This window comes from Paenibacillus sp. D51F (genome assembly GCF_053345695.1).
Map to the genome: position 1 here is coordinate 347,244 of NZ_JBKFAO010000003.1, position 20,079 is coordinate 367,322.

20 protein-coding genes are annotated in these 20,079 nt (G+C 58.5%); 18 read left to right on the forward strand and 2 right to left on the reverse strand.

Features of this window, described 5'->3' with window-relative positions:
• Positions 1–73 precede the first annotated feature (73 nt).
• The 14 genes from ACLBWT_RS08170 to ACLBWT_RS08235 all read left to right on the forward strand — a co-directional run bounded on the left by ACLBWT_RS08170 (position 74) and on the right by ACLBWT_RS08235 (position 13,419).
• The gene (locus ACLBWT_RS08170) at positions 74–550 is read left to right on the forward strand and encodes a MarR family winged helix-turn-helix transcriptional regulator (protein WP_447662565.1); all 477 of its coding nucleotides are present in this window, start codon (positions 74–76) and stop codon (positions 548–550) included.
• The gene (locus ACLBWT_RS08175) at positions 547–1,758 is read left to right on the forward strand and encodes an MFS transporter (RefSeq protein WP_447662566.1); all 1,212 of its coding nucleotides are present in this window, start codon (positions 547–549) and stop codon (positions 1,756–1,758) included. Before ACLBWT_RS08170 ends, ACLBWT_RS08175 begins: the two co-directional genes overlap by 4 nt.
• Before the next feature lie 60 nt (positions 1,759–1,818).
• The gene (locus ACLBWT_RS08180) at positions 1,819–2,181 is read left to right on the forward strand and encodes a hypothetical protein (protein WP_447662567.1); all 363 of its coding nucleotides are present in this window, start codon (positions 1,819–1,821) and stop codon (positions 2,179–2,181) included.
• A 174-nt stretch (positions 2,182–2,355) separates the two neighbouring features.
• Positions 2,356–3,351 carry a Gfo/Idh/MocA family protein gene (locus ACLBWT_RS08185; RefSeq protein ID WP_447662568.1) on the forward strand — a complete coding sequence of 332 codons (996 nt, stop codon included), beginning with the start codon at positions 2,356–2,358 and terminating at the stop codon, positions 3,349–3,351.
• Positions 3,352–3,369: 18 nt separating this feature from the next.
• A complete protein-coding gene (locus ACLBWT_RS08190; protein ID WP_447662569.1) occupies positions 3,370–3,504 on the forward strand; it encodes a hypothetical protein in 135 nt (44 codons plus the stop codon).
• A gap of 186 nt (positions 3,505–3,690) precedes the next feature.
• A complete protein-coding gene (locus ACLBWT_RS08195; RefSeq protein ID WP_447662570.1) occupies positions 3,691–3,852 on the forward strand; it encodes a hypothetical protein in 162 nt (53 codons plus the stop codon).
• A gap of 480 nt (positions 3,853–4,332) precedes the next feature.
• Positions 4,333–5,322 (forward strand): ABC transporter ATP-binding protein, encoded by a 990-nt coding sequence (locus ACLBWT_RS08200; RefSeq protein ID WP_447662571.1) that lies wholly within the window; start codon positions 4,333–4,335, stop codon positions 5,320–5,322.
• Positions 5,319–6,371 carry an ABC transporter ATP-binding protein gene (locus tag ACLBWT_RS08205; RefSeq protein WP_447662572.1) on the forward strand — a complete coding sequence of 351 codons (1,053 nt, stop codon included), beginning with the start codon at positions 5,319–5,321 and terminating at the stop codon, positions 6,369–6,371. Before ACLBWT_RS08200 ends, ACLBWT_RS08205 begins: the two co-directional genes overlap by 4 nt.
• 12 nt (positions 6,372–6,383) lie before the next feature.
• Positions 6,384–8,069, forward strand: a complete 1,686-nt coding sequence (locus tag ACLBWT_RS08210) for an ABC transporter substrate-binding protein (protein ID WP_447662743.1) — start codon at positions 6,384–6,386, stop codon at positions 8,067–8,069.
• Between the two features lie 89 nt (positions 8,070–8,158).
• Complete coding sequence (locus ACLBWT_RS08215; protein ID WP_447662573.1) at positions 8,159–9,163, forward strand: ABC transporter permease; 1,005 nt, start codon at positions 8,159–8,161, stop codon at positions 9,161–9,163.
• A gap of 11 nt (positions 9,164–9,174) precedes the next feature.
• Complete coding sequence (locus tag ACLBWT_RS08220; RefSeq protein ID WP_447662574.1) at positions 9,175–10,068, forward strand: ABC transporter permease; 894 nt, start codon at positions 9,175–9,177, stop codon at positions 10,066–10,068.
• A gap of 274 nt (positions 10,069–10,342) precedes the next feature.
• Positions 10,343–11,659 (forward strand): ABC transporter substrate-binding protein, encoded by a 1,317-nt coding sequence (locus ACLBWT_RS08225; RefSeq protein ID WP_447662575.1) that lies wholly within the window; start codon positions 10,343–10,345, stop codon positions 11,657–11,659.
• Positions 11,660–11,690: 31 nt separating this feature from the next.
• A complete protein-coding gene (locus ACLBWT_RS08230; RefSeq protein WP_447662576.1) occupies positions 11,691–12,569 on the forward strand; it encodes a carbohydrate ABC transporter permease in 879 nt (292 codons plus the stop codon).
• Positions 12,570–12,582: 13 nt separating this feature from the next.
• Positions 12,583–13,419: a carbohydrate ABC transporter permease gene (locus ACLBWT_RS08235; protein ID WP_447662577.1), complete on the forward strand. Its 837-nt coding sequence runs from the start codon at positions 12,583–12,585 to the stop codon at positions 13,417–13,419.
• Here ACLBWT_RS08235 and ACLBWT_RS08240 read toward each other — a convergent pair.
• Positions 13,409–14,365, reverse strand: coding sequence for a helix-turn-helix domain-containing protein (locus tag ACLBWT_RS08240; protein WP_447662578.1), 957 nt, complete (start codon positions 14,363–14,365; stop codon positions 13,409–13,411). The two genes, ACLBWT_RS08235 and ACLBWT_RS08240, sit on opposite strands and share 11 nt — an antisense overlap.
• Positions 14,366–14,487: 122 nt before the next feature.
• Here ACLBWT_RS08240 and ACLBWT_RS08245 point away from each other — a divergent pair, with 122 nt between their 5' ends.
• Complete coding sequence (locus ACLBWT_RS08245) at positions 14,488–15,795, forward strand: hypothetical protein (protein ID WP_447662579.1); 1,308 nt, start codon at positions 14,488–14,490, stop codon at positions 15,793–15,795.
• A 143-nt stretch (positions 15,796–15,938) separates the two neighbouring features.
• On the opposite strand, the gene ACLBWT_RS08250 is transcribed toward ACLBWT_RS08245, so the two are convergent.
• Complete coding sequence (locus ACLBWT_RS08250; RefSeq protein WP_447662580.1) at positions 15,939–16,871, reverse strand: catalase family peroxidase; 933 nt, start codon at positions 16,869–16,871, stop codon at positions 15,939–15,941.
• A 115-nt stretch (positions 16,872–16,986) separates the two neighbouring features.
• Between ACLBWT_RS08250 and ACLBWT_RS08255 the strand changes: the two genes are divergently transcribed.
• The 3 genes from ACLBWT_RS08255 to ACLBWT_RS08265 all read left to right on the forward strand — a co-directional run bounded on the left by ACLBWT_RS08255 (position 16,987) and on the right by ACLBWT_RS08265 (position 20,074).
• Positions 16,987–17,559 carry a putative glycolipid-binding domain-containing protein gene (locus tag ACLBWT_RS08255; RefSeq protein ID WP_447662581.1) on the forward strand — a complete coding sequence of 191 codons (573 nt, stop codon included), beginning with the start codon at positions 16,987–16,989 and terminating at the stop codon, positions 17,557–17,559.
• 267 nt (positions 17,560–17,826) lie between these two features.
• Entirely contained in the window at positions 17,827–18,873 is a 1,047-nt protein-coding gene (locus ACLBWT_RS08260) for an ROK family protein (RefSeq protein ID WP_447662582.1), read from the forward strand.
• Positions 18,874–18,877: 4 nt separating this feature from the next.
• Positions 18,878–20,074 carry an MFS transporter gene (locus ACLBWT_RS08265; RefSeq protein ID WP_447662583.1) on the forward strand — a complete coding sequence of 399 codons (1,197 nt, stop codon included), beginning with the start codon at positions 18,878–18,880 and terminating at the stop codon, positions 20,072–20,074.
• The last annotated feature ends 5 nt before the right edge of the window (positions 20,075–20,079 follow it).

A 20,079-nucleotide genomic window follows, 5' to 3' on the forward strand; every position in this document is an offset into this window, starting at 1 on the left:
GACTATGGATTGACAAAAACGAATAACAATCATATGGTTGTCATAACAACTACTTGCGAAGCGGAGGCTTTTTATGCCGGATCCGGTATTCAACGATAAGGAAGAATCAGGGCAATTGGATCAGTCCGTCGGCTTTCTGATGGGGGTCGCTTATCGCAGAATCAGCCTGCTCCTGCAGCAGCGGCTGAAGCCCTGGGAGATTACGAGCGAGCAGTGGTCGATGCTGTTCCGCGTCTGCGAGCGGGAAGGGCTCATTCAGAAGGAGCTGGCCGACTGGTCCGCCAAGGATAAGCCGACGACGACGAGGATTCTGGACAATCTCGAAGCCAAGGGCCTGATCGAGAGACGTCCGGACGACAGGGACCGCCGTTCCTTGAGAATCCATGCGAGCGAAGCAGGGCGCCGACTCATCGACGAGACCGTTTCCGTGGAAGCGGAGGCGGTTGCCGGGATCACCGCAGGGATGCGGGCTGAAGAGCAGGAGATGCTGCGCCGCTTGATCCGTCAGCTTATCCGCAACGCGAATTCACAACTGGAGGTAACCTCATGATGGAAGATGCCGGCAACGCGGGCCGATTATGGACCCGCTCTTTTATTGTTCTTACGCTTGGAGCTTTCCTGCTGTTCCTTAGCCTTCAAATGCTGCTCTCGCCTTTGCCGTCCTATGTGAAAGACACGTTCGATCCAGGCTCCTTCGTCATCAGCCTCGTCACCAGCCTGTTCGCCCTAGCGGCGATCGCCTCCCGCTTCGGTACGGCATGGCTGCTGCGGCATGTAGGCCGGAACACGATACTGTTCATCGGGCTTGGCTTGGCTGCAGCATCGACCGCGCTGTACGGCGAAGCTGCCAGCATCGGAATGCTGCTGCTGCTGAGGGTCCTGTTCGGAATCGGATTCGGCATGGCGAGCACGGTGCTGCCGACGGTCGTAACGCAGATCATTCCCCCGTCTCGGCTTGGCGAGGGCGTCGGCTATTTCGGCCTGTCGACCAGCATCGCCATGTCGCTCGGTCCGATGATCGGCCTGTCCATCATGGGCTCCTTCGGATTCGGAACGCTTTCCTTGACCGGAGGCGCTGCCGCGCTGCTCATCATTCCGCTGCTGCTGGCTTTCAGAGCGATCCCGCCCCTGCCTTCCATCGCCAAGCCTGTGCTGCCCGCAGCTGCGAATCCTTCGCCCTCCAAGCAGCGCTCCGGAAGCATCTGGATGCCGGCTGCGCTCAATGCGCTCATGGCCGTTACGTATGGATCGGTGCTCAGCTACATCGTTCTCTTCGGAGAGGAGCGCCATCTCGCGAATGTAGGGTTGTTCTTCCTATTTAACGCGCTGACCGTGCTGCTTGTAAGGCCGATCTCGGGGCGGCTGTTCGACCGGCACGGGCCGGCAGTCATTCTTATTCCAGGTGCCGTCATCCTTATGGCCAGCTTGACTCTCCTGTCCTACTCCCAGCATATGGGACTGCTCATTGTATCGGCTTTGCTGTATGGACTCGGCTTCGGTTCCATTCAGCCATCGGCGCAAGCATGGATGCTGCGCTCGACTCCCCGCGAGCGGCATGCCTCGGCGAACAGCCTGTTTTATAATTCCACCGATTTCGGCGTCGCATGCGGATCGATGGTGCTCGGGGCAGCCGCAGCTTCACTCGGCTATGCCGCCATGTATCGTTTTTCAGCTGGCGTCATGGGTCTTTTCCTTGTTGTCTATCTGATCTATTGGTCGTCCTCGAAGAAGAGTGCCGTATTGGCGTCAGCAAAATAGTCATCATTTGGATGAACATGAATTTGAACCGGCCGAATATCCTGCGTCCTGCTGCTTGTCATGGGCAGCGCCATTTCGGTCGGCCAATACGGCAGGCAGGCAGTCGCTGCGGCCAGCTACGATTCGGACAACGATCTGCAGGAAGCGCAGATCGTTGTCAGCGCGGCGGGAATCACCCCCGAACGGGTAGATTTCAAGCGGGGGGCCATGATCAAGGCGGTATTTATCGTGAAGGCCGATGCGGGAAGAGGACTCACGCTTGACGCGGGCAGCCTCGGTGCCGGAATCGCTCTGAGCAAAGGAGAGAACGTCATCGTTCTCAACAATCCCCAGCCTGGCAGCTATTCCTTGACCGTCAAGGGAGGACGCTTCGGAGATAAAGGCGTCGGCGCTCTCTTCCAGATCGCCAATGAAAAAGACTAAGCGAACCGGTATCCGCAGCTGCGGATACCGGTTTTTTTGCGGTTTCGGCGAGTGCGGAAGCCGTCTGGCACATGCCGTGGCGCTGATGATGCATGTGGCCTGTCGTGGAGGACAATAGTTGCGGATGTCGAACAAACCGTATGAAGAGCTGGATAATAGAGAGGATGAAGCCGAGTGAACGAAGGAGCACCGAGCACGATTCGTTGGGGCATCATGGGACCGGGCGGCATGTCGGGAGGGTTCGTACGGGATTTGGCGCATGCGCCCGGTGCCGTCGTAACGGCAGTGGCGGGCCGCGATCCGGAGAAGACGAAGTCTTTTGCAGAGACATACGGCATCCCCCGCACGTATGGCAGCGCCGCAGAGCTGGCCGCCGATCCGGAAGTCGATATCGTCTACATCGGAACGATCCATCCCGTGCACAAGGAGAATGTGCTGGAATGCCTGGCGGGAGGCAAGCATGTACTGTGCGAGAAGCCGTTCACGATGAACGCGGACGAGGCGCGGGAGATCGAGGCAGCGGCAGCAGGCAAAGGGCTTTTCGTCATGGAGGCCATGTGGACCCGCTTCCTGCCTCCGATTGCCGCCGTCCGGAAGTGGCTGGCCGCCGGCGCTGTCGGAGAGATCAAGCTGCTCAAGGCCGAATTCGGATTCGACGCGGGCTGGAACCCGGAGGGCAGGCTGTTGAACAAGCAGCTTGGCGGAGGCGCGCTGCTGGATGCCGGCATATACCCGGTTTCTTTCGCTTCCCTCGTTTTCGGGGCGCAGCCCTCGCGGATTCAAAGCACGGTCTACATCGGGGAAACGGGCGTAGACGAGAGATTCTCGCTCCTGTTCGATTACGAGGGGGGAGCGGCTGCTTCCCTGCATGCGTCCATCCGTCTTGGCATGAACAACGATGCCTGGATATATGGTACGAAGGGCCGTATCCATATTCCCGGATTTCTGTGGACCCGCCGGTCCGAGCTCCATATTGACGGCCAAGAGCCTGTGATCGTCGAGGACAACCGCGATTTTTCCGGACATGCCTATCAGGCGATTGAAGCGATGGATTGCATCCGCAGCAGCCGGACAGCCAGCGATATCATGCCCCTGAATGAAAGCGTGGAGATCATGGGGACGCTGGACGCGATTCGCGCCCAATGGGGGCTGGAGCATGGCAGCTTTTAAACGTACGGAACAATCGGGATGAATGCCATGATCGGCGCGGTCTTCCGCAAGCTTCTTTCCGCATATGCAGCCACGCTGCTTGCAGCTTCGCTCAGTCTATTCGTTCCGGTTTACGGAGCAGAAGCGGCAGGGGTGTTCGAGCTGGCAGGATGAGTCTTTCTGTCCATTCTAAATGGAGGTACGGTCCTGGCTGTCTGCGGCACGCTGGTCTCCTTTCTCCTGGAGTGGTCTTGCAGAAAATGGCTGCCCGGAAGAAAGGCTCCCTATATCCTTCTCCATGCGTCATGCGGTGCAGGACTCGGCACGCTGCTTCAGCCAGCCTCCGGCGGCGCAGCATGGATGGCGGGGCTGCTCGGCTGCCTCGCCGGCGCGCTGTTGGCCGGAATGGACCTGCTTCTGGACAATTGGCAGGCAAGTCCAGGCAAGCTGGCGGCTGTGATTGCTTCACCGGTCCTGATACTCGTTGTCGCGTTTTGGCTAAGCGCGCAAATGTTGAAATAGGGCTCATTCTATCCGCCATCCAAGCCAAAGGATAGGGTTGTCTTATCAAGTAAAGGAAAATTATTCTTCGAAATGAATGAGGTTTGAAATTTATGTATTGCTCTTAGCACCCGGTTTTTAGGAAAATCGGCCATCCCTTCATCGAAGGTGAAGTTAGATAAAGTACCATCGATAACCTGTTAATGGATGTGAATGCTTCCAGAGTGAAGCTTCTCCCTTTTGACATCGTTTCCATTTGAATTTTTATGTAAGAAAATTTATTTTTAAATCGTATTTACGAACCATGCATCTATGTATTACAATCAATGTTAACTAAGTTTGCATTTAATTATTGTAATTGCCAGAACAATCCGTGTTTATTTTCGATGGATTTTAATCCAAGCATTCAGCGGTATGCAGGAAATTAGTGGATGTTTGCTTTTGAGATACATTAATGCATTAAAGTACGAAACAGATTGAATGGTAAAGGAGACCGGGCGCATGGGTTCGACGCTGCTTGAGATTAAGGATTTGCGCACTCATTTCGTAACGGACCAAGGCGAGATTCCCGCGGTCGACGGCATGGATTTACTCATACACAAAGGCGAAATCGTAGGCGTAGTCGGAGAATCGGGCTGCGGCAAAAGCGTCACCTCCTTGTCGGTCATGCGGCTGATTCCGCAGCCGCCCGGCAAATACGCCGGAGGATCGATCCTGTTCAAGGGCGAGGACCTCATCAAGGCCAAGGAGAAGCGGATGAAGCAGATTCGCGGCGATGAGATCTCGATGATCTTCCAGGAGCCTATGACATCCCTGAACCCGCTGCTTACGATCGGGGATCAGATCGTCGAGACGCTGAGGGTCCACCGCAGCATGAGCCGCAAGGAAGCGTCCTCGCAAGCGCTGGAAATGTTGAAGAAGGTCGGCATCGCCAGAGCGGAGACGATTCTCAGGGGCTACCCGCATCAGCTGTCCGGCGGCATGCGGCAGCGGGTCATGATCGCGATCGCCCTCTGCTGCGAGCCGGAGCTGCTGATCGCCGACGAGCCGACGACGGCGCTGGACGTGACGATCCAGGCGCAGATTCTGGATCTCATGAAAAAGCTCAATGAAGAGACCGGAACGGCGATCATGATGATCACGCATGATCTCGGCGTCGTCGCGGAAGTATGTCACCGGGTCGTCGTCATGTATGCCGGCAAGGTCGTAGAGGAAGGAACCGTGCGCGAGATATTCGAGAAGCCCCGGCATCCCTACACGCAGGGACTGATCCGTTCCATTCCGAAGATCGAGGAGGATGTGAAGCGGCTCTACTCTATCCCCGGCAACGTGCCGAAGCCCGGCTCGGTCAAGGAAGGCTGCCGCTTCGCGGCGCGCTGCGAGCATGTGATGGACAAGTGCCTGCATTCGCTTCCGGAGCTCGTGCCGACGACAAGCCCGGGCCACCGCTCCCGCTGCTGGCTGAATGCAATCGAGGAGGTGGCAAATTGAACCCGACCCAAGTTCATGAGGACAGCCTGCTGGAGGTCCGCTCTCTCAAGACGTATTTCCCGATCCGCAAAGGATTGTTCCAGCGCGAGGTCGGACAGGTCAAAGCGGTCGACGACGTCAGCTTTCAGGTGAAAAAAGGCGAATCGTTCGGCATCGTTGGCGAAAGCGGCTGCGGCAAGTCGACGACGGGCCGCTCGCTGCTGAGACTCATCGAGCCGACAGACGGCGAGGTCATGTTCGACGGCCATAACGTGACGGAGTTTTCCGATAGCCGCATGAGAGAGATCCGCAGGGACATGCAGATGATTTTCCAGGATCCGTTCGCCTCTCTCAATCCTCGCCACAAGGTTCGCAAAATTCTCGAGGAGCCGCTGATCGTGCATGGCATCGGGAACGCCGAGGAGCGGCGCGTCAAGGTGGAGCGGGTGATGGAGACAGTAGGCCTCAGCCCCTGGCAGCTGGACCGGTTCCCTCATCAGTTCTCCGGCGGACAGCGGCAGCGGATCGCGATCGCGCGGGCGCTCATGCTGCAGCCGAAGCTGATCGTCGCGGACGAGCCGGTGTCGGCGCTGGATGTATCGATCCAATCGCAGATTCTCAACCTGATGCAGGATCTCAAGGAAGAGTTCGGACTGACCTACGTGTTCATCGCTCATGATCTCAGCGTGGTGAAGCATTTTTGCGACCGGGTCGCGGTCATGTATCTGGGGAGGATCGTGGAGCTTGCGGACAAGCATTCCCTTTACCGGGAGCCCAAGCATCCCTATACGCAGGCGCTGCTGTCCGCAGTGCCGAAGCCGGATCCGAATGCAGCCAGCGAGAGGATCATCCTGCAGGGCGAGGTTCCGAGTCCGGCCAATGTCCCGCAGGGCTGCGTCTTCAACACCCGCTGTCCGCAGGTCATGGACATATGCAGGCAGCAGCGGCCGGCGCTTCAGCAGACGTCGGAAGGCCATATGACGGCTTGTCATCTGTACGGCTCCACGGAGCCGCAACAGATTTCAACAATAGATTCAAAAGTCAAAGGGATTGGGAAAAAGAGAGATTAAGAGGAGGAGACAATTTTGAACAAATGGTATAAACCCGGAGCAGCGCTCGTGCTGGCATCCGTCCTCGCCTTGGCAGGCTGCAGCAGCAACAACAGCAACAGCAACACCGGCAATTCCCCGGGAAGCTCCCCGGCCAGCAACTCCAGCAGCCCCGCTCCGAGCGGAACCCCGGCTGACTCTTCCGCCACCTCGCAGGATACGCTGATCACCGCCCGCGGCGGCGATTCCGCTGCTCTCGATGCAGCCATCGTAACCGATGGCGAATCCATCAAGGTGACGCAGCAGATGTTCGAAGGGCTGCTGGACTACAAGCCGGGCACGACCGAGGTTCAGCCCAAGCTGGCCGAAAGCTATGAAGTCACTCCGGACGGATTGACGTACACGTTCAAGCTGAAGCAAGGCGTCAAGTTCTCGGACGGCACCGACTTCAACGCCGACGCGGTCGTGTTCAACTTCAACCGCTGGAGCGATCCGAAGAGCGAGTTCAAATTCGAAGGCGACTCCTTCGATTACTACGACTCCATGTTTGGCCCGGACGGCTCCCGTGTCATCAAGGAAGTAACCGCTGTCGATGCAAGCACGGTCAAGTTCGTCCTGAACAAGCCGCAGGCTCCGTTCCTGCAGAACATCGCGATGCCATCGTTCGGAATCGCTTCCCCGACGGCCATCAAGGAGAAAAAGGACAAGTTCAAGTCCGAGCCGGTCGGCACAGGACCGTTCGTCTTCAAGGAGTGGAAGCGCAACGACTCCATCACCTTGGAGAAGAACCCGACCTACTGGCAGCAAGGGCTGCCCAAGCTGAACAAAGTCGTCTTCAAGGTCATTCCGGACAACTCGGCCCGCCTCACGGCGCTGCAGAACGGCGAGATCGACCTGATGGAAGGCGTCAACCCCGATGATCTCAAGACGCTCGAAGGCAACGCCGACCTCCAGAAGATCGTGCGCGCATCCTTTAACGTCGGCTATCTGGGCTTCAACACCAAAAAAGCCCCGTTCGACAATCCGAAAGTTCGCCAAGCTCTGAGCTATGCCGTCAACAAAGACGCCATTATCCAGGCGTTCTACGGCGGACTGGCGGAGAAGGCAACCAATCCGATGCCGCCGTCCACGCTTGGCTACAACAAGGACGTGCAGGACTATCCTTATGATCTGGAGAAGGCCAAGTCCCTCCTGGCCGAAGCCGGTTACGCGAACGGGCTGCCGAATGAAATGGTCTTCTACGCGATGCCGGTGGCACGCCCTTACATGCCGGACGGCAAGAAGGTCGCGGAAGCGATCCAGGCCGACTTCGCCAAGATCGGCGTGAAGACGAAGATCGAATCCCCGGAATGGGCGACGTACCTTGATGATGTGAAAAAAGGCGACAAGGAAGATCTGTTCATGCTCGGCTGGACGGGCGACAACGGCGACCCGGACAACTTCCTCTTCACGCTGCTGCACAAGGACGCTATCGGAAGCAACAACTACAGCTTCTACTCCAATGAAGAAGTCAACAAGCTGCTGAGCGAAGGCCAGTCGGAGACCGACAACGCCAAGCGCGAAGAGCTGTACAAGCAGGCGCAGGTGCTGATCAAGCAGGACGCTCCATGGATTCCGCTCGTCCACTCCACGCCGCTGCTGGCAGGATCGGCCAAGCTGGCGGGCTACACGCCTTCGCCGACGGGCTCCGAGCCGTACACCGAGGTCTACTTCAAGTAAACCGTTGACTCGTCGCTTCATCAAGCGGACGGCAGGCTGGCCTGCCGTCTATTCTATTGATACGCCTATTGGCTTAAGGGGAGACATTGATGCTGAACTACACGATTCGACGTCTGCTCATGTTGATTCCGGTTCTGCTGGGAATGACGATCATCGTCTTTTCCATCATCCACGCGATTCCCGGCGATCCCGCGGAAGTCATTCTCGGCGAGAAGGCCAGCAGCAGTTCCAAGGAAGCCCTGCGCAAGGAGCTCAAGCTTGACCAGCCGCTTCTCGTTCAGTACGGGGATTATTTGAAAAAGCTCGCCTCCGGCGATCTGGGCACGTCGATCCGCACCCGCGAGCCGATATCCGCCGAAATTACGCCGTACCTGGCAGCCACACTGGAGCTGACGCTGGTCGCGATGGCCTTCGCCGTGTTCTTCGGGGTGAACGCCGGCATTCTCAGCGCCTGGAAGCAGAACTCCTGGTTCGATTATCTCAGCATGCTGATCGCCCTCATCGGGGTGTCGATGCCGATCTTCTGGCTCGGACTCATGGAACAGTGGCTGTTCGCGCTGGAGCTGAAGTGGCTTCCGTCCATCGGCCGGGTGAACGCGCGCGACCCGGTGGAATCGGTGACCAACCTGTATCTGATCGACTCGCTGCTCTCGGGCAGGGCGGATCAGTTCTGGACGGTCGTCAAACATCTCATCCTCCCGGGAATCGCGCTCGGCACGATCCCGATGGCGATCATCGCCCGGATGACGCGCTCCAGCATGCTGGAAGTGCTGCGGTCCGACTATATCCGCACGGCCAAGGCCAAGGGCTTGTCCCAGATGTTCATCATCTACAAGCATGCCCTGCGCAACGCCTTCATCCCGGTGCTGACGGTCATCGGCCTGCAGTTCGGCCTGCTGCTCGGGGGAGCCGTCCTGACCGAGACGATCTTCGCCTGGCCGGGTGTCGGACGGTATATTTTCGATGCGATTTCCTCCCGGGATTATCCGGTCATCCAGTCCGGCATCCTGATCATCGCTTTCATCTTCGTGCTCATCAATCTTCTGGTCGATCTGCTGTACGCGGCGGTTGATCCGAGAATCAACTTCAAGTAGGAGGAAAGCCCATGTCACAACCGGCAATCAAGCTTGCGCCGACGCCCCCGGCCAAGACCGAGGTTTCCTCCTCCTGGAGGGACGGCTGGCGCAGCTTCCGCAAAAACAAGCTGGCCATGGTCGGTCTCGGCATCATCGTCTTCTTCGTACTGATCGCCGTGCTGGCGCCGTTCATCGCTCCCTACGACTATAAGGAGCAAGAGCTGGTCAACCGGCTCCACAAGCCGAGCGGAGAGCACTGGTTCGGCACCGACGATCTGGGCCGCGACATCTTCACCCGCATCATCTACGGAACCCGGATATCACTCTGGGTAGGCATCAGCTCCGTTGTCGGCTCGATCATCGCAGGCACGGTGCTCGGCATCGTTGCCGGCTATTACGGCCGCTGGCTCGATGCGCTCATCTCCCGCTTATTCGACATTCTGCTTGCATTCCCCGGCATCCTGCTGGCGATCGCCATCGTGGCCGCTCTCGGGCCTTCGCTGCAGAATGCGCTGCTCGCGATCGCCATCGTGAACGTGCCGGTGTTCGGCCGGCTCGTTCGCGCCAGGGTGCTCAGCCTGCGCGAGGAGGAATACATCATGGCCGCGCGGGCGATCGGCATGAAGAATTCCCGCATTCTGTGGCATCATATTCTTCCCAATTGTCTTGGTCCGATCATCGTGCAGGGAACGCTCGGCATCGCGACGGCGATCATCGAGGCGGCAGCGCTCGGCTTCCTCGGCATGGGTGCGCAGCCGCCGGAGCCGGAATGGGGCAAGATGCTGTCCGATTCCCGGCAGTTCATCCAGAACGCGCCGTGGACGGTCATTTTCCCGGGCTTGTCGATCATGCTGACCGTGCTCGGCTTCAACCTGATCGGGGACGGCCTGCGCGATGTGCTGGATCCCAGGATGAAGAGCTAGCTGCAAGAAAATCAGAGATGCATGCAGGCACATCAATAAACAAGCACCGGTCATCCATGGCCGGTGCTTGTTTTTGTTTCCTGGGGAACTTGGAGGGATGCCTCCCGCGTGAGGAAAAGGGAAAAAAGGTCGTCAAAGTCCACCGGAGTGCTGGATTTCTCCATTTGTAACCGCTGTCATTTCCCGTAAACTGACGTTGCGGCAATAGGGAAGGCTGTACCTGATGGTCCGCTCCCATTCCGTGAACTTATTTCTGAAAGGGGTCGACGATCAGATGAAAGTGGCCTGGAAACTGTCCGCCTTATCGATGCTTGCGCTCTCCATTACTATGGCTGGATGCTCCGACAATTCGGGAAGCGGCTCCGGAACCTCGGGCAAAGTCGTCAAGCTCAAATGGAGCACATGGGGAAATCCCGGCGAGCTCAAGAAATTCTACGAGTTCACGGATCAGTACAACAAGGATCATCCCAACGTGAAGTGGGAGCTCGTGCCGGTGCCCAATGACGGCTACGAGGAAAAGATCATTACCCAGCTCCAGGGCGGCACGGCGCCCGACGCATTCTACGCGGGGGATCAGACGGTGGTCAAGCTGATCGCCAACGGCTCGATCAGCGAACTGACGCCGATGATGAACGCAGCAGAGAGCGTCATCAAGCCGGAGGACTATGCGGAGGGGCTGTGGGGCGGCGCCAAGAAGGACGGCAAGATCTACGGCGTGACGGTGGACTGCAATCCGCTCGTCATGTATTACAACAAGAAGGTTCTGGCCGACGCCGGCATCGCGGACGATCCTCAGAAGCTGTTTGAGTCCGGGCAATGGAACTGGCAGAAGCTGCAAGAAATCACCGGCAAGCTCAAGGCTGCTGGCAAGTACGGACTCGTGCTGGAGGACTGGTCGGCTCCTGTCTACTCCTGGGTGACGACAAACGGCGGCAAGGTGTATGACAAGGAGCAGGGAGGCACGTTCATCGGCGATAAGGATCCCAAGACGGTGGAAGCATTCAAATACCTGGCCGACAATACCGCGAGCAAGAACTTCGTCTTCACCGGATCGCTGCCCAAGGGTCAGGGGGCGGATGCGATGTTCATGTCCAATCAGGTCGGATTCGGCATCGCCGGGCGCTGGTGGGTGCCGCAGTTCAACGCGAACAAGGCGCTTCAGTACGACATCGTGCCGCTGCCGACGAATACCGGCAAGCCGATGGAACCGGCAGGCATACCGACCGCCTACATCGTCATGAACAAGAAGACGAAGCATGAGAAGGAAACCTATGATTTCCTATCGGCCTTCGTCTCGAAGGATGGCCAGAGCTTCCGCTTGAACGGCGGCAACGCGGTTCCTTCCGTCAAGGGCGTCGACGATCTGGTGCTCGACAAGAATGCCCAGCCGGCGCATGCCCAGTATTTCCTCGACGCCAGGGAGATCGGGTATGCTCTGTGGCCATCGGAATCTGCGGTCCCTGGAGCATCCGACGTCATCAAGGACAATTATGATCTAATGCTGCTCGGCAAGCAGGACGCGGAGACGACGCTCAAGAAGATGGCCGAAGGCGTAGCCAAGAAGATCGCCGATGCCGGAGGAAAGAGCTGATCCCAGGAAGCAAGAAAGGAGAGAAAGCCACATGAATCCGAAGCGCTCCAACGTCCTATGGGGATTCCTGTTCATCTCCCCGCAGCTGATCGGCCTGCTGGCCTTCTCCCTGATCCCGCTCGTCTCTTCCTTTGTTCTCAGCACCTTGGACTGGGACGGGTTCCAGGCTGCGGCCTTCGCCGGGCTAGACAACTTCGCCTTCGCCTTCCACAACCCGGACTTCCGCAAGGCGATTCTCAACACCGCTTATTATTCCGTGCTGACGGTCCCAGCGGGAATCTTCCTTGCGATCCTCGCGGCCGTGGCCCTGAACCGGGTCCGGTTCAAGGTCGTCTACCGCCTGTTCTTCTTCATGCCGGTCGTGACGAGCTCCGTCGCTGTCGCTATTGTCTGGATGTGGCTGCTGAACGGGGACTTCGGCATCATCAATTCGCTGCTCAAGTCAGCCTTCGGCGTGAAGGGTCCCCAGTGGCTGACCGATACGAATCTCGTCCTGCCCTCCCTCGCCCTCGTCAGCATCTGGAAGGGGCTGGGCTTCAACATGGTCATCTTCCTGGCGGGCCTGCAGGGAATATCCAAGGATTATTACGAAGCCTCGATGATCGACGGAGCGTCCAGGCTGCAGCAATTCTGGAAAATCACTGTCCCCCTGCTCTCGCCGACAACGCTGTTCGTGACGATCATCTCTGTCATCGATTCCTTCAAGGTGTTCGATACCGCGTTCGTCATGACGAGCGGCGGACCGGCCAAGGCCAGCTATACGATCGTCTATCACGTCTATGAGCTGGCGTTCAAGAACTTCCAGTTCGGAAGAAGCTCCGCGGCAGCGGTCGTCCTGTTCGGCATCATCCTGGTTCTCACGCTGACCCAGACCTACGTATCCCGCAAGTGGGTCCACTATACGGAATAGGAGGGAGAACGATATGAATCCGCAGGCTGGAAAGCGGCTGTCCGGAGCCGCGCTGCATGTCGTCCTGATCATCGCTTCATGCGCGATGTTCGCTCCATTTCTCTGGATGCTGTTCAGCGGGCTCAAGGATCTGGCGCAGATCTTCGCCGTACCTCCGACGCTGCTGCCGAGCCCTTGGGTATGGAGCAACATCTCGCGTTCGCTGACGGCGATGCCGTTCGACAAGGCGTACTTCAACAGCGCCTACATCTCCGTCGTCATCGTCATCTGCCAGCTGCTTACCTGCTCCATGGCCGCATTCGCGTTCGCCCGCATTGATTTTCCGGGCCGCAATCTGCTGTTTGTCCTGTTCCTTTCCATGCTGATGGTGCCGGAGCAGGTCACGATCGTGCCGCTCTATATCATCTTGAAGAACATCGGCTGGCTCGACACTCATCTCTCGCTCATCGTGCCGGATTCCCTGTTCAGCGCCTTCGGAGTGTTCCTGCTGCGGCAGTTCTTCATGAGCATTCCGCGCGATCTGTCCGAGGCGGCTTATGTGGACGGGGCCAACCAGTGGACGATCTACTGGCGCATCATGATTCCGCTCGTCAAGCCGGCTCTGGCCTCGCTTGCGATCGTGGCCTTCCTGGGCACATGGAACAGCTTCTTCAAGCCGGTCATCTTCCTCAGCTCGACCGACAACTTCACGGTGCCGCTCATGCTCAGCACGTTCAAGGGACTGTACGTGACGGACTGGACGCTCATGATGTCGGGGTCGACGATCGCCATCCTGCCCGTGCTGCTCGTCTATCTTGTCCTGCAGCGCTATATCATCGAAGGCATCTCCACGACAGGCATCAAGGGCTGAGATGGAAGTATACGTTCAGAGGATACGGAGTGGATAGGCTCTCGTCCAGGACCACATGCTGGAGGGCGGAGTCGCCGTATTTCTCCCGGAACAGGGTGGCAGGCAGGCCGAAGCGCTCCGCGAATGACCGGGAAAAATAATGGGGATCGGAGTAGCCGCATTCAAATGCGATTTCCTTGATGCTGCTGCTTCCATGCCGGAGCATATGTGCGGCCTTCTCCAGCCGCAGCTGGATGATGAGCGGCCTGATCGGCATTCCGATCGCGGATGCGAACATCCTCGTCAGATGCTCTTGGGAGAAGCAGAAGTGCTCGGCGATTTGGACGACGGTCAGCGGCTCGGCCAGATGGTTCCGGATATAGGCGAGAACTTGTCTGACAACAGCCGGATAGAGGGGGGATGGCGATGTGGCTTCCGGACTGGCTGCAGCCGGGTAGGAGGCAGCGGATACGGAGCTTCGGCAGGGGGGCGGAGAAGATGCGGGGCTTGGCAGCAAGGACCCGCGATGCAGATACTCCAGCTCCCCCAGCAGAGCGGCCAGCCACAAGGAGCAGAGACGCTCGTCCCTCTGCGAATGGGCGATGTTGAGTATATGGCGGAGCGCCTCTGCGGTGCCCCCGCCCTCTCTGATATTCAGCCGGTCAGGACCATCCGGCGCCAACAGCAGAGGAGCGCAGGCCTCGCCGCCGCTGAAATGCAGGAATTGATGGCGGGTGGTCGAATCTCCGCTGAACTGGTAGGCGTGCTCCTGGCCTGGCCGGGTCAGAATCCAGCAGGGCTCGTTCAGAACATAGCAGGAGGGTCCGCTGCGGTAACTCGTTCCGGATGCTTCGGGAAAATAGACGAGCTCATATTCCTCCAATACTCGGCTCTCCAGCTTCCAATGACGCCTTACGATGAAATCTCCTCCATAACGGAGAGTCGGCAACTGAACACGAATGGCCATCACGCTCCCTTTCTCGTCATCGTTTGCAGTATGCAAAAGCAGTATGCAAAATACCAAGAGGAGTCTTAATTGTAAGCGATTTCGTTTTAGTTAGGAAGAGCACTAGGCGGGAGGAATGTCCGATGGGAACTGCTTACACTGGCATCGCTGAGCCTTTCCAGCTTGGGGCTTTCGGCGTGGAGGCCAATGCGAGGATTCTGCAACGGCTGCGCTTCGTTCATGAACGGCTGCTGTTCATAGGTGCCGCTCAGTTGCCGGCAAGGCGGGATTGGGACCTGAAGGCAGCAATGGGCAGGCATGTCTACGAAGATGCGGAGGCGGCGGATGGGCTGCGTGATAGAATTCGGCAGCTGCGCAAGCCTGCCCCTGCGGTCGGCCATGAGCCGGATCCGTCGCTGGCGCTGATGATGGAGGAGCTATTGCATGCGCAGAGCGATTGCGAATGGCTGGCTGGGTCGTATGGAACCGTGCGCAAGGCGCTTGCGGATGCTTGCCGATCCCATATGAAGCGGACGCAGAGCATAGTGGACCAGCCGACGATCCGCTTGCTGAGAGGGATGCTGCTGGATCTGGATCTGCAGCTGGACTGGGCCGCGCAGGAACAAGAGCGGCTGCAGGATGCGGGGGAGTGGGATCAGGAGGCTGCAGACAGCTTTTCCAGCCGGCTGCGATCCTATCTGAAAGCGGCGGGCGGAATCAGCGGAGAAGGGCCGAGGGCATCCCAGCTTCCGCAGCGGTTCCGCTCGGCCGACGCCTACCAGCTGCCCAGGAAGTCGGTCCGGCACAGCTCGTCGGGAGGAACCGTGCTGTACCGCTCCGGCATGGGAGAGCCGTCCGGCGATCCGCTTCGGGAGCGGCTGATCGGGATGATGCGGGTCCGTCAGGAGGAGATGACGGCAGCAGAGCTGATTGCGGCCGTCATTTGGTCGCAGAAGGGCATGCCATGGGATTTCTACCGCGATCTGGCGCGGCATCTATGGGATGAAGTCCGCCATGCGCTGTTCGGCCAGGCGGCTCTGGAGGCGGAAGGCCTGGACTGGCATTCGCGGCCGCAGTACACGGCGGATTACGATGTCAACATCGCCAAGCTACCCGGATCGCAGTACGCCTGGCTGTCGATCGGCATCGAGGAGGGAGCGATGAAGCGCCCCGGCAAGGCAGGTGAATACGAATTCTGCCGCAACGAGGCCAGGCATCCCCTCATGATGCAGTTCCAGGATTATGATTGGGCCGACGAGGTCACCCATGCCGCCTTCGGCCGGACCTGGACACCGGAGCTGTTCGGGGAGGATCTGGCCTTTATACGGGAGGTAGCCGCTCATGAGCTGCATCATTTTTTCGCAGCGGTGAGCAAGGCCGAGACGGAAGCAAGCGCTGGAGATGCGGGAGTATCTCAGGAGACAAGCCCATCCGTCAAAAAACAGGACTGATCTATGTCGGATGGCCAAAGAGGTCGAGACCGGGGCGATTGCCCTGGACTCGACCTCTTTGCCTTTGCCTTTATTCGTACACGACCGCTTCCAGAATAGAAAATCCGTAAGCAGGTCTCCCACTTGGTTCGGCAGTCGCGGATCTAGAGTCCTTTTGAGCGGCGGCTGAAGCTGACCGCATAGGCATCCTTCCGGAATTGGAGGATGGGATCCTCGCTGACTTCGATACCTTCCCCGGTCACGGTCGGATCCATGAGCAGCCCTTCCGGTTCCTCGACGATGCGGGTCACGAGAAGCTGGCCGGCGTCGATGACTTCCCGGTCCCTCGGCCATTCCGTGGTCGGATCGTCGACGGGATCCCATTCCTCTCCCCGGATGACGCGCAGCGTAAAGCTGACAGGCGATGACTCCAGCCGCCCGGCCAATTCCTTTTCCAGATAGTCATGCCCGGCGAAAGGCGCCTTCACAAGCGCAAGATGGTCCTCTCCCGCATCGGGAATCCATTCATATTTGACCGGACGCCGCTTGCCCGCTCCATCGACGAAATAAAACGCATGAATGGAATAATACGGGCGGCTGGCGAAGCTTGCCGGTGGCTTCAGTGCGGAGATGGATGCGATGGCGCTCTTCGCATGGGGGAACCGGCCGATCAGATCGGTGAAAATCTCCTTGATGGAGATGCCGCCGCTCTTCGCCTCCTGGAAAGCCTGCATCATCTCCAGGAAGGATTCGGGCGTCCGGGCGAAGAAGACAGGAGTCGTGGCGGCAACGATGACCGGTCTCGATCTCTCCGGCAGAAGAAACTGAACCGCAAGCCCCTTGGCGGGAGAGAGCAGATCGCGGTTGTCTGGATCGGGATTCGTATTGGAGAAGCGCACGATGGCGCGCGTCTCCTCTTGCTGCAGGTGGGGGGCCGTCGTCCACTCCGAGACAGCTCCGCTGGGACGGAATACAGCCTCGCAGCAGATGCCCTTGGCATGAGCGCGCCTGTAGCCGGGATGAGTGCCGGAGATTTGCTCGATGGCATTGACGGCTTGCTCGGGAAGCCTGCTTCCCGGTTCTTTTTGCGTCGACATGAATTTCATTCTCCTTCCATAAACCGGCGATTGCCTGCATGGGTCGTAAACGTATTTACCTCATCATTGCCCGAATCCAATCTCATTCATTCTCTAGCTCAGGAGGACAATCCCCATGACGATGAAATCCAATCCGCCTCTTCTTCTCCAATCCCGGCTATGGAAACGGCTGGACGAGCCGTTTCTCGAGCACTGCCGCCTCTTCCGCGGCAACGACGGTTATCTTCTGGAAGGCAGCATCGTCGGAAGGCTCGGCTCCGAGCCTGTCAGCTGCACATACCGGATCAGGACCTGCCCGGACTGGCTTACGCGGGAAGTGATGGTCGAATTTGCCCATGGCGACGAGGAAGCCCGTCTTCATCTAGAAGCGGACGGCCGGGGAAACTGGCTGATGGACGGCCGGGAGCTGCCCGAACTGCAAGGCTGCCTGGACGTCGATATCGAGCTGACGCCCGCGACGAATACGCTGCCGATCCGCAGGCTGGGACTGCGCAAGGGGCAGGAGGCGGACATGACCGCGGCATGGGTCCGCTTTCCTTCGCTCGCGGTCGAGCCGCTCAGGCAGTCTTACTGCTGCCTGGAGGATGAGTGCAGCTACCGCTACCTCAGCTCATCCTTCGAGGCCGGGTTGGATGTCGGCGGCGAAGGGATGATCCATCGCTATGGCGATCTATGGGTTTCGCTATAAGGATATGAACGTCCCGGTTTCCGCGTCGTCGGGAAATTCAAAGCGGGAACGGCCGAGTTCGAGGTGATGGAGATGCCTGCTCGGGAGCATTTTCCGGCTGGGAACAGATGACCGCGAAGGGACAGCCATGCGGATGTCCTGCTAGGGACGGAAGCGGGCTTTATCAACGGAAGCAGGAGAAATGTGTTGCCTGCCAGCTGATTCTCTGGTAGGATCGAACCGACTTAATAAACGGGTTTAAAAAGTTAGGGAAGGAAGGTTGGGTCGATGAGCGAGCCTCGGACGGATCCGAATGAAATCCGCAGGACCATTACGGCAGCGATTCGATCCTGCCTGATCGCCAAGGGGCATGCGACCAAGGCCGAGCTGAGCCGCAGCTTGTCCCTCAGCTTTCCTACGATCAGCAAGTTCGTTACGCTCATGGAGAAGGAAGGAGAGCTGCGGTCCATAGGGCTGGACGATTCGAGCGGCGGCCGGCGGGCGGGCAGGTATGCGTACAATCCCGATTTCATGCTCGGCCTGGCGGTCTATCTCGAGAAGGAAGAAACCCGCTACTCCGTCTTCGACTGCTTGGGAGAGGCCAGGGAGGAAGGAATCGCCCCGAGCGTGCTCACCGAGGGCATCGAAGCGCTGCAGCTGCAGGTGGAGGAGCTGATGGCGAAATATCCGAGGATGCGCTCGCTGGCCATCGGCGTTCCGGGATCGGTGAAGAATGGGAAGATCGGTTATATTCCGGGTTACGGCCGCTACGAGGGTTTGGAGCTGAAAGCATACTTCGAGGAGAGGCTTCAGATTCCGGTCCGGGTCGAAAATGACATGAACGCCGCGGTGCTTGGCTTTGCCGCCAAGGAGGACGAAGCCGAATCGGCTTCGCTCGTGTATCTTTATTTCGGCAACAATGGACCCGGGGCCGGCATTATGGCGAACGGCACCATTTTGCGCGGGAACACCTCCTTCTCAGGCGAAATCTCCTTTGTCCCCATGGACGGACTGTGGAATTTCGGGGAGGCTTTGCAGGAGCGCGGATTTCTGGACGGGAGGACGTTGGATGAGGTCCATGTCGATGCGGTCGCCCGGCTGGTGGCGGCATTTACGGTCATCCTCAACCCGAAGCGGATCGTGTTTTGCGACTCCGAAGCCGATGGGAAGCTGCTGGAACAGATCGCGCATAAGAGCCGGAGCTATGTTCCCGCTGAACATCTGCCCGAGCTTGTGAGCAGCCATTGGCCGTCCGACTACCTTGGCGGACTGAAGACCCTTTCCCTTGAAGCGATGATTTCTCAGGATATATCTTCAACAAGAACGGAAGGGTGAAACGATGGCAGCTTTCTTTTTGATCATCATCTACTTGGCCTTCATCAGTCTGGGCTTGCCCGATTCGATGCTCGGAGCGGCATGGCCGGCCTTGCACCGGGACATCGGAGCGCCGGTCTCCATGGCCGGGCTCATCTTCATGACGGTCACCGCCGGTACAATCGTATCCAGCCTGGCCACCGGAGTCCTTCTGAGGCGCTTCGGCACAGGCAAGGTGACCTTGTTCAGCTGCCTTGTCACGGCGGCAGCCTTGCTCGGATTTTCCTATGCTCCGGCGACGGCATGGCTGTTCGTCTTTGCCGTTCCGCTCGGGCTTGGAGCCGGCTGTGTCGATGCCGGGCTGAACAGCTATGTCGCGGAGCATTACAAAGCCCGGCATATGAGCTGGCTGCACTGTTTCTGGGGCGTCGGAGCCACACTGGGACCTGTCATCATGGCCCATTCCATCTTGGAGAGGTCGTGGAGGAACGGTTATCTCAACGTCTCGCTGATCCAGTTCGGGCTTGTTCTCATCCTGCTGCTGACGCTGCCGCTATGGGCCAAGGTCGCGCGATTGAATCGTACGGACCCTGCGGGCGGTTCCGAGGAAACGGGAGAGCATGACCGAGCAGGAGGCGTCATGCCCTTCAAAATCAAGGGCGTCAAGCTGGCCTTGCTCTCGTTCCTGTTCTATTCCGGCGTGGAAGCCACGCTCGGCCTTTGGGGCAGCACCTACTTGTCGGAATCCAAAGGCGTGTCCGCGACGGATGCCGCGAAGTGGATTTCCTTCTACTACGGGGGCATTACCGCAGGCAGATTCCTGGCCGGATTTGTCACCTTCAAGCTGAGCAACCGCGCGATGATCCGCGGCGGGCAGCTGCTGGCCGTGACGGGAATCGTCCTCATGCTCCTGCCTTTGCCGACCGTGTTTTCGCTGATCGGGTTCGTCGTCGTGGGACTCGGGCTCGCGCCTATATTCCCCTGCATGCTGCATGAGACGCCGGTTCGCTTCGGTAGAGGACCGTCCCAATCGATCATAGGCTTCCAGATGGCGGCTGCTTATACGGGAAGCACGCTCCTGCCGCCGCTGTTCGGCTTCATTGCCGCCTGGTCGGCCAACGGGATCCTGCCGCTGTATCTTCTGGTCATGGCGGCCGGTCTGATGCTGTTCTCCGAGCGGATCAACTTGTTCATGAAAAAAAGGAATTCATTTGGACGCTGAATGAC

Bases quoted from the DNA above. Each gene is read 5' to 3' on its own strand.
- ACLBWT_RS08170 (WP_447662565.1), top strand. From the start codon at position 74: ATGCCGGATCCGGTATTCAACGATAAGGAAGAATCAGGGCAATTGGAT.
- ACLBWT_RS08175 (WP_447662566.1), top strand. From the start codon at position 547: ATGATGGAAGATGCCGGCAACGCGGGCCGATTATGGACCCGCTCTTTT.
- ACLBWT_RS08180 (WP_447662567.1), top strand. From the start codon at position 1,819: ATGGGCAGCGCCATTTCGGTCGGCCAATACGGCAGGCAGGCAGTCGCT.
- ACLBWT_RS08190 (WP_447662569.1), top strand. From the start codon at position 3,370: ATGAATGCCATGATCGGCGCGGTCTTCCGCAAGCTTCTTTCCGCATAT.
- ACLBWT_RS08195 (WP_447662570.1), top strand. From the start codon at position 3,691: ATGGCGGGGCTGCTCGGCTGCCTCGCCGGCGCGCTGTTGGCCGGAATG.
- ACLBWT_RS08200 (WP_447662571.1), top strand. From the start codon at position 4,333: ATGGGTTCGACGCTGCTTGAGATTAAGGATTTGCGCACTCATTTCGTA.
- ACLBWT_RS08215 (WP_447662573.1), top strand. From the start codon at position 8,159: ATGCTGAACTACACGATTCGACGTCTGCTCATGTTGATTCCGGTTCTG.
- ACLBWT_RS08220 (WP_447662574.1), top strand. From the start codon at position 9,175: ATGTCACAACCGGCAATCAAGCTTGCGCCGACGCCCCCGGCCAAGACC.
- ACLBWT_RS08225 (WP_447662575.1), top strand. From the start codon at position 10,343: ATGAAAGTGGCCTGGAAACTGTCCGCCTTATCGATGCTTGCGCTCTCC.
- ACLBWT_RS08230 (WP_447662576.1), top strand. From the start codon at position 11,691: ATGAATCCGAAGCGCTCCAACGTCCTATGGGGATTCCTGTTCATCTCC.
- ACLBWT_RS08235 (WP_447662577.1), top strand. From the start codon at position 12,583: ATGAATCCGCAGGCTGGAAAGCGGCTGTCCGGAGCCGCGCTGCATGTC.
- ACLBWT_RS08240 (WP_447662578.1), bottom strand. From the start codon at position 14,365: ATGGCCATTCGTGTTCAGTTGCCGACTCTCCGTTATGGAGGAGATTTC.
- ACLBWT_RS08245 (WP_447662579.1), top strand. From the start codon at position 14,488: ATGGGAACTGCTTACACTGGCATCGCTGAGCCTTTCCAGCTTGGGGCT.
- ACLBWT_RS08250 (WP_447662580.1), bottom strand. From the start codon at position 16,871: ATGTCGACGCAAAAAGAACCGGGAAGCAGGCTTCCCGAGCAAGCCGTC.
- ACLBWT_RS08255 (WP_447662581.1), top strand. From the start codon at position 16,987: ATGACGATGAAATCCAATCCGCCTCTTCTTCTCCAATCCCGGCTATGG.
- ACLBWT_RS08260 (WP_447662582.1), top strand. From the start codon at position 17,827: ATGAGCGAGCCTCGGACGGATCCGAATGAAATCCGCAGGACCATTACG.
- ACLBWT_RS08265 (WP_447662583.1), top strand. From the start codon at position 18,878: ATGGCAGCTTTCTTTTTGATCATCATCTACTTGGCCTTCATCAGTCTG.